Source organism: Lacinutrix cladophorae (assembly GCF_053604645.1).
This window is the reverse complement of record NZ_JBSHNR010000108.1, coordinates 1-13,136: the sequence shown is the minus strand read 5'-3', so window position 1 is coordinate 13,136 and position 13,136 is coordinate 1. Positions and strand designations below refer to the sequence as shown.

Annotated in this window: 12 protein-coding genes; 3 read left to right on the top strand and 9 right to left on the bottom strand. The window is 28.6% G+C overall.

What is annotated here, in order from left to right; all coding sequences use genetic code 11:
- Nucleotides 1-489: 489 nt before the first annotated feature.
- The 3 genes from ACVC3Y_RS06475 to ACVC3Y_RS06465 all read left to right on the top strand — a co-directional run bounded on the left by ACVC3Y_RS06475 (nucleotide 490) and on the right by ACVC3Y_RS06465 (nucleotide 2,782).
- Nucleotides 490-1,806 carry a hypothetical protein gene (locus ACVC3Y_RS06475; protein ID WP_452226430.1) on the top strand — a complete coding sequence of 439 codons (1,317 nt, stop codon included), beginning with the start codon at nucleotides 490-492 and terminating at the stop codon, nucleotides 1,804-1,806.
- A 156-nt stretch (nucleotides 1,807-1,962) separates the two neighbouring features.
- The gene (locus ACVC3Y_RS06470; RefSeq protein WP_452226429.1) at nucleotides 1,963-2,562 is read left to right on the top strand and encodes a recombinase family protein; all 600 of its coding nucleotides are present in this window, start codon (nucleotides 1,963-1,965) and stop codon (nucleotides 2,560-2,562) included.
- Nucleotides 2,563-2,647: 85 nt separating this feature from the next.
- Nucleotides 2,648-2,782 carry a hypothetical protein gene (locus ACVC3Y_RS06465; RefSeq protein WP_452226428.1) on the top strand — a complete coding sequence of 45 codons (135 nt, stop codon included), beginning with the start codon at nucleotides 2,648-2,650 and terminating at the stop codon, nucleotides 2,780-2,782.
- Between the two features lie 373 nt (nucleotides 2,783-3,155).
- On the opposite strand, the gene ACVC3Y_RS06460 is transcribed toward ACVC3Y_RS06465, so the two are convergent.
- The 9 genes from ACVC3Y_RS06460 to ACVC3Y_RS06420 form a co-directional block, all read right to left on the bottom strand.
- Nucleotides 3,156-5,279 (bottom strand): hypothetical protein, encoded by a 2,124-nt coding sequence (locus ACVC3Y_RS06460; protein ID WP_452226427.1) that lies wholly within the window; start codon nucleotides 5,277-5,279, stop codon nucleotides 3,156-3,158.
- A gap of 224 nt (nucleotides 5,280-5,503) precedes the next feature.
- Entirely contained in the window at nucleotides 5,504-6,886 is a 1,383-nt protein-coding gene (locus ACVC3Y_RS06455; RefSeq protein WP_452226426.1) for a hypothetical protein, read from the bottom strand.
- Nucleotides 6,887-7,103: 217 nt separating this feature from the next.
- Nucleotides 7,104-7,604, bottom strand: a complete 501-nt coding sequence (locus tag ACVC3Y_RS06450) for a hypothetical protein (protein WP_452226425.1) — start codon at nucleotides 7,602-7,604, stop codon at nucleotides 7,104-7,106.
- Between the two features lie 131 nt (nucleotides 7,605-7,735).
- A complete protein-coding gene (locus tag ACVC3Y_RS06445; protein ID WP_452226424.1) occupies nucleotides 7,736-8,797 on the bottom strand; it encodes a PIN domain-containing protein in 1,062 nt (353 codons plus the stop codon).
- Nucleotides 8,798-8,962: 165 nt separating this feature from the next.
- A complete protein-coding gene (locus ACVC3Y_RS06440) occupies nucleotides 8,963-9,733 on the bottom strand; it encodes a GGDEF domain-containing protein (protein WP_452226423.1) in 771 nt (256 codons plus the stop codon).
- Between the two features lie 146 nt (nucleotides 9,734-9,879).
- Nucleotides 9,880-10,620 carry a hypothetical protein gene (locus ACVC3Y_RS06435; RefSeq protein WP_452226422.1) on the bottom strand — a complete coding sequence of 247 codons (741 nt, stop codon included), beginning with the start codon at nucleotides 10,618-10,620 and terminating at the stop codon, nucleotides 9,880-9,882.
- Nucleotides 10,607-11,533: an MvdC/MvdD family ATP grasp protein gene (locus ACVC3Y_RS06430; protein WP_452226421.1), complete on the bottom strand. Its 927-nt coding sequence runs from the start codon at nucleotides 11,531-11,533 to the stop codon at nucleotides 10,607-10,609. The genes ACVC3Y_RS06435 and ACVC3Y_RS06430 overlap by 14 nt, the downstream gene beginning before the upstream one ends.
- Nucleotides 11,530-11,868: a hypothetical protein gene (locus ACVC3Y_RS06425; protein WP_452226420.1), complete on the bottom strand. Its 339-nt coding sequence runs from the start codon at nucleotides 11,866-11,868 to the stop codon at nucleotides 11,530-11,532. The genes ACVC3Y_RS06430 and ACVC3Y_RS06425 overlap by 4 nt, the downstream gene beginning before the upstream one ends.
- A gap of 163 nt (nucleotides 11,869-12,031) precedes the next feature.
- Entirely contained in the window at nucleotides 12,032-13,045 is a 1,014-nt protein-coding gene (locus ACVC3Y_RS06420) for a hypothetical protein (protein WP_452226419.1), read from the bottom strand.
- Nucleotides 13,046-13,136 lie beyond the last annotated feature (91 nt).

Here is a 13,136-nt window from a genome sequence, read left to right as displayed (position 1 = left end):
TATTTCAAAAAGGAAATGTTTGGTTTATAATTCATCTTTTTTTTTTAATGAACACCTGTTTAATTCATCTTATAAGGAAAATTTTGAAAGTATCACTTTACTGTCAATAGATTGAATTGTATACCATCTAAAAGGCAATTTATATAGAAAATTACTTAAGTTTAAAATTGAATTCTTAGAATGATTTTTTTCCAATATTTGTAAATGTCTTGTTGGAGAGCATTAGTGTTTTTTTGAATTAAACACTAATAATGATTTAAGTTTTATAATTTTTTGAAATTAAAGATTAAAAACTAGCATTTTTAGACTAAAGGAGGTCAAAAATGATACGCTTTCTTGTATCAATAATATTCTTTATTAAATAAAAAGGGAGGGCTAGCTGCATGCGCTATATTGTTGACTATTATCATTTTAACTAAAATATATTTTCCGAATGATTTTCATTAATAGAATATTAATTCTATTTTTAAGCAACCAATTTTTTAAACTATGAAAATTTCACTTACCACAATTGTTTTATTAATAAGCTTAAATCTTTATTCACAAGATAGAGATAAAATTAAAAAAATGTATGAACAATCTAAAATGGAACATTCTGAAATGGAAGAGTATTTAGAATTTGATGGAGACTCTGGATTAGATTTAGGTGATGATGATGATGAACAAAATATTACAACCTCAGTTATCACTTTAGACTTATCAAATCCTAGGCCTAATAGTGTATCACATTCTGGAAACAAAAAAAAACTAATTGTAAAAAACAAAAACCCTTTAGCTATAAAGCTAATTAATGGAAATACACTTCGCTATAGATATGTTTTAAAATACGAAAAAGAAAACCTATTTGGTAGTGGTGCTTTTAGCCTTAAACCTCAAAAAAATGAATCAATAGAATATTATGATAATTATATTGACAGCTCTGCAACTTTAGCTGATAATAGAAGTATTAAAGATTTAAAAATTGTAATAGAAGACAATATTGATAAATTAAAAAAAGATATTAGTGGCTATTTAAAAAGTATAATGTACCAAGAATCTGTTGATACTGGAGAACTTGAGTTTGCAAGAAGTATTTACAGAGAGGAACTGGATGAAACCTCTAAAAATTTAAGGCTTTATGAAAACATCGTAATGAGTTCAGAAAAACCCAATCTCAATGATGTAGAAATTCTAAAATTTTATAAACTAGAACATCAAAGAATTTCAGATGATTTAGATAAATTATATGAAGCAAGTACAGATGTTTATTTACCACCATTAGATATATTCGGTGACAATATAGATTATGTTAAAATAATTTTAGAGATATATGAGGGTAATGAAACTGAATCAAAAAAATATGAATATAAAATATGGTTAACTGGTGGGTTAAAGATTGATGTTAGTGCTGGTGCTTTTATTACTTCGATTTTCGATGAAGAATTTTTAACAAATGATGGCGTAGATGGTAAAAAATCTATTAGAAGAAGTGATGCTGGTGAATATGATTTTGGTTTTGGCCCTATGGTTAATATTTCTTTCAGAAGTGCATCTTGGTTTAGACCAACTATAAATTTTGGTACATTATTGACTTCAGAGCAAAAATTTCAAATTATGGCAGGTGGCGGTCTTATTATGGGGAAAAATGACAGATTCATTTTAAGTGCAGGGATAGTGATGGGAAGAGTAGATGTTTTAAGTGAAGGATTCTTAGCTGATGGAACGACCGAATATGATTTAGGTACTTCAGCAGAAGTCCCAACTAATGAGAAATTCCAATTTGGCCATTTTATAGGGGTAACTTATAATTTGAGTAGTAAAAAATAATAATGTACCAATTATAGGTTATACCTAAAACGTGTTACACTAATATTTTTAAACTTAACGCAAACATTCGACTATACATGTGCTAAAAATAACCACCCTAAAATTAGTACGTTATTTTAAAATAATGTAGATTTGTAATATCTTAAACTGTATATTATGAAAGCACGTTATAACAGAATTTCAACAGCAACTCAGAAATTAGATAGACAAACCAACAAAGCAACATCTAGCGAGTTATTATTTAGTGATATTGTTTCAGGTTCTGTTCCATTTATTGAACGTGACCTAGCAAACAAACTTATTGAAGCTGTTAAAGATGGTTCTGTTAATTACATAAGTGTTTCATCAATTGACCGATTAGGACGTAACACCATCGACATATTACAAACTATTGAAATGTTTCATAGTTACGATGTAACATTGAAAGTCGATAACTTAGGAATCGAAAGCCTAACCAACGGGAAGCCAAACCAAGTTTTTAAGCTTATTATTAGTGTAATGTCTAACGTTTCAGAAATGGAGCGTGAAACACTTTTAGAACGTCAAAAAGAAGGGATTGCCATCGCTAAAGCTAATGGAGTTTATAATGGGCGTGTGAAAGGTAGCACGGAAACACCTCAACAGCTACTTACCAAGCATAAGCAAGTTGTGAAATTTTTAAAGGCTAAACTATCACTTAGAAATACAGCTAAATTGAGCGGTGTAAGTGTTGGAACAGTTCAAAAGGTTAAGAGGATTTTAGCAATAGTAGAATAAACCAATATTAAAAATGAGAAAAATAGAGATTGAAATAACGGAAGAGCAATATAAATTGTTGAATCAGGAAATTGAAAAGGGTACTTTGATTAATATAGAAGAAGAGACTAATTCAGGATTCAACATTAATTTAATATCAATAGAAGGAGATGTATCTTGGTTAGAATTTGTAATGCAATCTAAAATAGATCTTGGCGAAGTAAATTGGACTATGATTTAGAATAAGTTGCCTTTATTCTATATTAGCATACCTATTTTAATATTTAATCAATCCAATTATCGCTAACCTCTTTAAAGAAACTTCTATTAAGACAATCTTTTCGATTTATCCATTCATTAGTTGCTTCGTTAATAACATTGTAATTTTGAATTCCCAAGTCTTGTTCTATTACATCTAAAGCTCCTTCACATTCTACATCAAAATAGTCTGATTAAATTCTTAAATCTAAATAATGCCATATAGAAATTAAAGGTATTTGGTTATTATGACTCTTACATTTTTCATAGATATCCATTAATGAAAATTCCGAAGGAATTTTCCAAGTAGGCGAGAACTCAGCAATTAATGATACACGGCGTTAGCAAACGTATTTTTATTCTAAATTTTCGGTTAACTTATCAATGAATACTTTATTTCTTAGTTTTGCTCTTTCTAATAATGTAGAGTATTTAATTACTTCACTGTAAATAGAACCATTTTTTCTACCATCAAAACCAATCACATTTTCTGATGGTCGAAATAAGTAGTCAAAATGATATGATTCTTCATATCTACTTACTCTTCCTAGAACATCTCTTGGTTCAATATTTTCTCCAATTAAATATCCATAAAAAGATGTTATTTGCAATTGGTCAATAGTATAATTTCTAATAAGATTTGCATAAAAATCAATTTGAGTTAAATGTTCAGATGCATTTACATCGGGTGATTTAAATTCAATGATAATACATTTACCTTCGGCTGGAAAAAGAAGAATATCTGGCCTTTTGTCTGTTCTGCGTTCACCAAGTGAATTTAAATAGCGTTCTTCCTCTTCTGCAAATTTTTGTTTAAAAATTAATTTTCCATCTAGCTTTGTAAGGCTTAATCTTTTTTCTGAAACACCTTTAAAATAAATAAACTCCTCGTTAAAAATCCATAAATCACTTGTTCCTGGGTCTTCTGATGATTGTTGAAATAATAAATTATGCATTATGTCCTCATCTATACGACCTTTATTGGCAAGGTTTTGTTTTTGTTTTGTAATTATTTTTTCAAAAAGTTCAAGCACTAGTTTTCTTCTAGCAACATAGTGAGTTAAAGCTGTTCTATTTTGAAGAGGAATAGTTTTAACCAATTCGTTGATTTTGTCCTCTAAAACATCTGCATATTCATTAGATTCTGGTTTTAAATTTTCTAGACTTTCAAGTTGTTGTTTTATTTCTGCATCTCTTTTTGCAATAATTTTCGCATCTGATTGGTAAACTTTTTTTAGTATCTCTGTGTCAGAATCATTTATGCCAATATTTAAAGATGCAATTGTTTCACTATTTAAAAGAAACATCTTTTTTAGTTTCTCAATATTTTGAAGTTTATCTTCAGTTTTCTTTTTGATTTCCGAGTAATATCCTTCAATAACTTCATTAGCGTCCGATTCAATGTCTTCTAAAATAACTTCCTTTTCGTGAAAAATACTTTTCGATTTGTCTTTAAATTCATCTAAAGTAGGGATTTTTAAATCACCTCTGTTATCACTATCTCTCTGGTCTATATAATCACCTGATAAAAGAAATAAATATCTGTTTTGGGATATATGGTCATTAGGTGATAAATTTCTGATTTTTAAATTTTTAGCTACTTGACCTTTACTGATAAGTTTTAATCCATTTTTGTGTAATTTATCTTTTTTAATCACAAATGACTTGATATTAATACTTGTAGTCTCTTCAGTTTTTACAACAGAATTAGAATCATTTTTCTCACTAAAGTTTACATTGAAATTAGTTTCATAATCAATTTTGGGAATATCATCAGCTGTGATATATGTCTCATTGGATAAATCATTATCCACAATTGATTGAATACAAATTTCTGGAAGATTTGGTCTGTTTTCACAAAAATATGCAAGAAAATGATTAATAATTTCTTCCTTAATTTCAGTGATGTTTAATTCATCGTAGTAATATTGGTCTTTTTCTGATATTGCATCCTTTAAATGAACTTTTGTTGAGCTTTCCTTGGCATTAATGTCATTATTAGATATATATTTAATAATAGCATTTTTATCTAAAAATGGTTTCTTTTTTGATAATTCTAATTTACGTTCTTTAAATGTTTCTGTTGAACCATTCGCTGAATAGATACTAGAAATATCTGTTTTGTCAAAAAAATGAATAAATTGAACCCTTCCAGTTCCTTTATTTAGAAACCCTTTTCTATTATCATTTAACGAAATTATTCTTTCAAACTCTAAATCTGTAAAACCTATTCCATTATCTTCTATAATAAATTCTTTGAATATGAATTTTCCTTTTTCAGCTGAGAAAAGGTTTTTATTACTAATTTTTCTAATTGTTATTTTTTTCTGATATTTTGTTTTATTTGCTAATTCTAAAGATTCTAATGAATTAGTAAATGCTTCAAAAAGTGGTTGAAGTTTATTTTCACTCTTCTTTATTTTCGGAAGTGTTCCTGCATAGTTAATACCATAAGCTGTAATAAAACCTGTTTTTATCATTTAACAAATATATTAAGAATTAAATTCCAATAGTGATATTAATTTATTATTACTGATTTTCATTTGTATGTTTGCTAATGTGTTCGTGTATGATTAGTTGCGTGTGTAAGAATCTAATTTAGTAAACAAAAACGAACCAGAGAAAATTCCGAAGGAATTTTCCAAGTAGAAGTGAACCCAGCAATTAATGGTACGCGGTTGTTAGGGGCTGGCATTTTTACACCCTAATATTTTTTAGATAATTTATTAGTTTCAATATCAAACGATTGATAGTAAATAGGTATTCCAAGTTTTTTTCTCAAGTGGTTAAAATAAGATTTAACATCTTCTATATTATTATGTTCTTGAGTTAATATAATAAGTTGTTTGGCATTTTCAACATTTGGCCAAAAAGAATATTCAAGTAATTGTCCGATGGCTTCTCTTATACTAGATTTAACTGAATTATATGTTTTTATTTCATAAAATATAAGTCCTTCTTTTTCTGAATTGACAACAATATCAATTCTATTTGTACCAACTCCACTTTGATGTTCAGCCTTAACTCTTGATGAACCATATTTTTCCTTTAATACTTTTGTTAGTTTTCTACTTATTGCTTCGTGTAAATAGCTTATTTCAATTGTTTTAGGCTCTCTTTTGTGTTTTCCTTTTTTTATTCCTTCAAAATTTTCTGGGTCATTATTGTCTTCGTCAGAAATAAATGAAAAATGCTCTTTGTGTTTGTTTTCAGTAACAATACTAAACTCATCTTTGAAATGTGAGAAGTTATATCGTGATAATCCAATTATTGGATGGTTAGAAGGTAATTCGTAATAAGGGTCATTAACAGTTAGGTTTTTTGGCTTAAACCTCATATTGAACAAGTCAACACCTTTCCAATCAGAGAACCCTTTATTGTTACCTCCTGATTGTACTATTTGTTCTTCCATTTCCTTTAACCAGCCATTTTTCTTGTATGTTGATTTTATTGAATCAGCTTGTTTCTGATTGATGACTTCAATATTCAGGATTTCTCCAACCCAATATCTACTTTTACTAACACCATCAATCGTATAGAGCCAAACATTATAAGCTTTATCTGCATAAGTATCCTGATGTTTTCGGATAGGCTCTAAAAAACCATAATGATATCCATCAATAAGTTTACTGGTGTCAAATAGCCACTCTTCGTGCCCGTATCCATAATTTGCTTCGTGTGATTCTTTATGATTACTTTTTCCATATGAACCAGAAGGCATAATCCAGCCATTAGAATTAAAAGCTAATCTAGAAATCCTTTTTTCATTTGTTTTATGTCCTAAATCTATTTTGATTAAAGACTTTATTTTATTAAGATAAGTATCTTTATCTAAAGAGTCAAATTGTAATTTGTATTCTACTCTAGAACTTCTATTAATTACATCGGGGTAACCTTTTCGATTAGAGTAAAAACCATCATATTCATCTCTAAGTCTTCTAAAAGAGGTATCTTTCATATTCAATATAGAACTCAGGAATTTATGCGTTTCAGTTTGATTTCCCATACTCAGTAAATCATAAGAATCTACATATTTAGCTAAAAAATTAGCAATGAAATGAGATTCTTTTGAAATAGTGTTTTTCATATTTATTTATAGCAATTAATAATTCCTGTGATTTGAAATAGAGGTTTTTCTTGCTGTCCCCTAGCGGTTTTGTGTATGATGAGTGGCGTGTTTAAGCAACTAATTTAGCAATTAAAAACGGAATAGAAAATCCGCAAGGATTTTCGTAAGTAGGCGAGAACTAGTCATTAATTATACACGTTGTTAAAAAACGTTTTTATTCAGTTTTCTTCCATATTTATACTGTTCCACATTCATTTCTATATTTATATATTTTATTTGTAAAGAAAGTATCGTGTATTTCTTTTGTATCGTCACTGCGGAAAATTAAAAACAATACTTCATTAATTTTAGTATTATATATCACAGAGCAATCTATATCCAAAATATTATAGTAAAAGATGCAAAAATCTTCTTTAAGACCGTGTTCACTTACTATTGCTCTTTTGATTGGAACTATAGATTTATCAATTTTATTACCTGTATAATCGTCTAAGGAGTATAAAGTTGTAGGATGAGTGATATATAATTCTGTTTCATTGATATCTTTGGGATGTATTCTGTCTTTATCAAACCAATCAATAACCTGATTAACAAATGTCATCATTTCAAACGGTTCATATTCTAAAAGTTTTGTAATCCCTTCTTTCTTAAAGATGTCTAGTTTACTGGGGCCGTAATATTTTGATATTTCAGTGAATGAAACATTATTATGTATTTTTTTTTCTAATCTATTCATTTGATACTTTTAAAAGTGCTGTAAATTATTTTTATTTTTTGGAATTTGTCAAATTTAAACATTTGGCGACTTCCTAAAAATGCCCAAACCTTCGTGTTAGCAACGACTTGCGTTATTTTTTATATACAATGTTAGCGGTAGTCATTGTACTCCGATTTTATTTTTAATTCAATATCCTTATTAATCTCTAATGTTTCAAACTGTTCATCGTAATCTTCCTCATCAGTTATGTAAGCCAAGAGGGATATTTTAGCAGTAGCATCTCTCACAATTTCTTCTCTTTTAGTCTCAAAATAGCGAGTAACTTTATCTTCGCTATCATACATAGCAAAATCTTCATCATCAATAGTTACTTCGACTTTAAATGTCAAATCGACATCGACTTCAATTTCAATCCATTCCTCGTCAGTCGCAACAATTTCGTATTGTTTATCTTTTATTTCAACTTCTGTTACTTCCAAATCGTGAATTTCGAACCAAATTACTTCCCAATAAATTTCAGTATCGTCTAATTTATCAGTGTACCATTGCTCTATTTCGTTATCAATAAAATTTGAGTTTTGAATAAATAATTTTTCAAGTATTTCTAATCGTTTTTCTTGTGTCAAGAAGAATTGTAATTTTTCGTTGAGATATTCTTCGTAATTTTCGCTTATATCAAGTAAGTCACTTTGATAGTTAAGAAAGTCTCCATCATTTGAAAACACTTTGCATTTCACCCCTTTTTCTTTGCACCAGTTTTCAATAAGGTCTAAAGCAAAAGCGTCTGGGAATTCAGATTTTTTATCTGTACCATTAAATGGATATTCGTCATTGAAATATTTATCAAATACTGTTTTTATATTGATGTTGCGATATTTAATAATTTGGACTTTTGATTTTTTTAATATTGCATCAAACTCCGTGTTAAATTCATTTTCAACGTCTTTTTTATCAATCCTATCATAAAGCTTTTTTCCAAGACTGTTGTTTCTTAATACTCTTGATTCAAAAGGTTTTCTAAATGCGGAAAGATTCTGTAAGGCCTGTCTTGAAATTCTTTTAAAATTACTTTTTACTTCGCCAATTGTAATTTCGGTTAAGACAATTTTTATTTTCCCCTCTTCTGAAAGCTTTAGAAGTTCTCTAATTCTCTTTCCTTCGAGAAAGTTTTCTTTTAAAAAAATGTTTGTATCGAGAACTATATGTTCCATTTATGATGATGTTTTTTTTTGATTACCGCTTACGGTCTCGTATATGACTTGTAGCGTGTTGTCAGCACGTAATTTAGCAAATAATAACGAAATAGAAAAGTCGCAGGACTTTTCGTGAGTAGGCGAGAAGCAGCAATACATTATATACGGTGTTATCACACGTTTTTATACGAAAATTTCTGTAGAATTTTTCCCAGTTTTCTTTTTGGCCGTTTGAATAGCTTTACTTAAACGATTTAAAGCTAATTGTTTATCTTCCTTTATGTTAAATTCCGTAACTCCACAACATACTGTTATTTTAAAATCTTTTCCGTTAATATTGAATGTAGAGTTTTGGATTAATTTACGTTTTCTTTCAGAAGCTAATTGAGCATCTCCAAGAGTTGTTTGTTTTGCAACAATTAAGAACTCGTCTCCACGCCTAAAATAGCGATATGTTTCATCAGTTATTCGACTATCTTTATTTAAAATATGACCTAATTTGGCAAGAATTTGGTCAGCAATTTCATAATTGTTTTCCTCATTGAATTTCTTGAAATTATCGATATCAATTAAAATCAAAGAGATTGGTTCATTACCTGAATTTTTTTCCGTTTTTAAAGTATCTAAATCAGCATCTTTTGCTTTGTAATTTCTTAACCCAGTTAATTCGTCTGTTTGATTTTCCGAATGTAGTTTATTATACTTTTTTTGAAATTGAAAATTTGCTAATAGGAAACTTAAAATAATTAAGGTTAAACATATTAAAGTAAAAGCCCAAACTGATATTGAAAATGGTGTTAGGAATATCTCTTTTATTAATGGAACAAATCTTAAAATTAAAACAATAATAAACGTTATAAATATATATTTCATTGTATCATAAAACACTTTCGAAAGGGCGTCTTTTTTAAATTTCGAAAATGAATCTTTTAAATATCTAAATGTTTTTTTCATATGTGTGGTAATGTGTTCGTGTATGGTTAGTTGCGTTGTTAAGCACCTAATTTAGCAAATAAATCACGAATAGAATATTCCGCAGGAATGTTCGTAAGTCGGCAGTGACCAAGCAATTAATTATACACGGTGTTCCCAGTAGTGCTTTATTCAATTGTATCTTTCTTTTCAATCCTTAATTGCTCTTTTAGAATCAGGTTTTGTTCTTTTAAAGTTTCAATGTATTCATTAAATTGTTTTATTTCAATTGGATTTTCTATTTTAATTTCTTCTGTTTTTGAATTAATAAACAATAATGAAGCACATAAAAAAACAACTAATATTGATGTCAAAATATTACCAAACTTAAACGAATTATAAGCTGTAATAAGATTTGTGGCTTTTACATTATTAATTCCAATGTTATTATTGATTGTAAATAGAGAGTCTTTAATCTCCATTTTTAAGAATTTTTTGACACTTATATCTTGTTGGCTTAAAATTGAATTTGGTGAATTCTTACCATAATTAAAATTCTTAACATTAAAATTTTTCAAAGCATTATTTATAGTAAGAATATAAAATAAATAGGCTAGTGCTAAAATAATTATAAATAGAATTTTAAGATAAAGATTAAAATCTAAAACCTTGTCAATTATAAATGGGATGAATAAACTCAATAAAGAGAATATCAATCCAGTTTGAGAAATTAGTTGTGAAGTTTTATTTTCTATTACATTTAATCTGTTGTTTTCTTCATTTTCAATTTCTCTTAAATACGCTTTATGTAATTCTAATTTTTTTTCTTTCGAGTTTCTGTAATTAGTTGCGTCATAATTATATGGTTTTTGAAATTCGAGTTTTTTGAATAGTCCAAATGACTGAAAAAGTAATTTAAGCTTTGTCATTTTCTAAAAATTTAATTATTTCATCGGACATTTCTTGCCCAGTTTGCGATTCAATCCAAGCCCATTGTCCATTTGGATTTATTTCTAAAAAAACATATTCATCTTCTGGTGTTTTTATTAAATCTATTGCACCAAACTTTATATTCAACTCTTGTAAAAGTGTTATACATTTATTCGATATTTCTTTTGGAATTTCAACTTTACTAAATTCAAGTTTTTCTTTTCTCCAATCATTTTTGGTGTTTTCATTTGACTGGGAATAAATAGAAGATGCGAAAACTTTTTTGTCAATTACTGTTACACGAATTTCGTAATCTTTCTTTATGTTTTTTTGAAATATGCAAGGATTGATATCATAATCATCAATTGAATCTATTAACTTTTTACTAACAGGGTTTGTAAAAATGAAAGCAACATCATTTTCGTAATTAACTCTTGTATGAGCTAATGGTTTAATAATAATATCCTTATTGTTATTATGGTAAAATTCTTTAATTTTTTCTTTTTCGTTCGTTATTATTGTTTGAGGAATATTAAATCCAATTTTTTTCGCAACTTTTAGTTGAAGTGCTTTGTTTTCAGCATTGTAAACAAATTTTGGTTCACTTAACCATTTCGCATCTATTGTTGCGAAAATGTTTTTGAGTAACGAATCATATTCGGTAAGGATGTAATGCTTTTCTTCTTGTTTTAAGTTTTTTAATTCTGGAAATTTAGTACGTCTAAACCAAACAGAATTGAAGTTATTTATTCCGTCAAAAGAGAAAGTAAAATCATTGGCAAAGTCAAAACTATAATTGGTTTTCATTAAATCTTCACAATTAAGTCTTTTGTATTGAATTCCTTTTTTGTTCAACTTATTGACTACAAAGTCGACTGTGTAGTCCTGTTTATGTGTAATAATTAGAATCATTTAATATCTTCGTCAGAATCAACAGCTTCAGAAGATTCCGTAAGAGTTGATGTTCCCATTAATTGAATTAAACTATGAATATCTGCATCACTGTCAGTAGCTTCCATTTCAGTATATGTTCGAGTAGAAGTGCCCATTTGAAAGTCAGAGTCAGAATCAGATGCCTCTCCACCAGTCTTTGTAAATGTTTCTGTTTCCATATTAAGAGAATCAATTGCAGGCAACCTTGTTATTTTATCTACAGTTAAGTTCAATTCATTATCGTATTCGATAAGTGAATAATCAAACTCGGTTTCAGATGGTTTTTCTAAAAATTCAAATGTTATTGGTTTCATAGGTTTTTCTTTTTTGCATTACTGTCAAGGTGTTCGTGTATGGAAAGTTGCGTTTTTGTAAGCGAGGATTTTCCGAAGGAAAATCAGACGTAACAAAAGAGCAACGATCTTAATTTAAGCACTAATCTAGCAATTTTTGATACACGGTGTTAACAACTGCTTTTTATTTTTTCTGCCAATTTGATGATTCATAATCTCCATTTCCTGTTCCGATTGGCAATCTTTCAGAAAAATGCTTTTCGGGATTAAAAATCACATCTTTTTGTAAAACAAAGTTTAACAACGATAGAGATGATTCAACACCCATCGCATCTCGCATTCTAATAAGCAAGAAACCAGTATCGATAACGTAATTTATCCATATTGAAGCTTCTTCAATTGTCACAATTAGTGAAGGTGGGTCAAAATGCATAAAGTGGTTTCGTAATTCACGAAGCTTTGTAAAACTAGGCATGAAGTGCTCCGCTGATAAATGATTTCCAGTAATTTTATAAATCCAATTTAACTTGTCTTCAAATCTTCTTCCGTGCCTTTCTCCAAGAGATTCCTTGTCAAAAGTCCAACTTGGAAGAGGGTCATATTCTGCTTTTATGTAAAATTGTGTAAGAGTAATTTCTACCAACGAAATAGTGTCACTTATTAGCGACCTCAAATCAAAAAACCAATCGTCATCTACTATTACTTGAGAATTAGTTATTAATCTATCCCTTAATCTTCTGATTCTATTTAAAAGTTGTGGTTGTAATGTGGTAAACGACCTTCCTTCTCGGATAAGTTTGGGCTCAATTGGATATTTTTCTCCGAACTGTTGTTTTGTAAAACCATCAAAAATAGTCAAACCATTAGGTGCTGTATGGTCAAATTTATGCCAATTAACAGTCACATCAAGAGAAGCATCTAACCAAAAACAATCTATTGGCGATAAATTAAACTCTTTTGAATCAAAAAAACCATTTTCTCTAATATACCTAGCTATGGTTAAATAATTAATAGGTTTGCTACTCTGTTTTTTTTGATTTCCATCAGCCCAATTGATGTTATATAACTTTTTATCTCTTTTCCATTTTTTCCGAGTTTGTTTTTTCCCAAAATAGTGTTCGGTTATTCTAAACGCAATTTCAGTATTTGTTCCAACTCTAGGTTTGTCACTTAAAAGTAAATATTTGTGTTCCTTCATTTGTTGGTTTGGTCAAAGTTGTTGCTAACGTTTATGTATAAGAATAGTTGCGGGTTTGTATGCGAGGATTTTCCGAAGGAAAATCAGACGT

Coding starts and splice junctions, on each gene's coding strand:
- ACVC3Y_RS06475 (WP_452226430.1), top strand. CDS start 490: ATGAAAATTTCACTTACCACAATTGTTTTATTAATAAGCTTAAATCTT.
- ACVC3Y_RS06470 (WP_452226429.1), top strand. CDS start 1,963: ATGAAAGCACGTTATAACAGAATTTCAACAGCAACTCAGAAATTAGAT.
- ACVC3Y_RS06460 (WP_452226427.1), bottom strand. CDS start 5,279: ATGATAAAAACAGGTTTTATTACAGCTTATGGTATTAACTATGCAGGA.
- ACVC3Y_RS06455 (WP_452226426.1), bottom strand. CDS start 6,886: ATGAAAAACACTATTTCAAAAGAATCTCATTTCATTGCTAATTTTTTA.
- ACVC3Y_RS06450 (WP_452226425.1), bottom strand. CDS start 7,604: ATGAATAGATTAGAAAAAAAAATACATAATAATGTTTCATTCACTGAA.
- ACVC3Y_RS06445 (WP_452226424.1), bottom strand. CDS start 8,797: ATGGAACATATAGTTCTCGATACAAACATTTTTTTAAAAGAAAACTTT.
- ACVC3Y_RS06440 (WP_452226423.1), bottom strand. CDS start 9,733: ATGAAAAAAACATTTAGATATTTAAAAGATTCATTTTCGAAATTTAAA.
- ACVC3Y_RS06435 (WP_452226422.1), bottom strand. CDS start 10,620: ATGACAAAGCTTAAATTACTTTTTCAGTCATTTGGACTATTCAAAAAA.
- ACVC3Y_RS06430 (WP_452226421.1), bottom strand. CDS start 11,533: ATGATTCTAATTATTACACATAAACAGGACTACACAGTCGACTTTGTA.
- ACVC3Y_RS06425 (WP_452226420.1), bottom strand. CDS start 11,868: ATGAAACCAATAACATTTGAATTTTTAGAAAAACCATCTGAAACCGAG.
- ACVC3Y_RS06420 (WP_452226419.1), bottom strand. CDS start 13,045: ATGAAGGAACACAAATATTTACTTTTAAGTGACAAACCTAGAGTTGGA.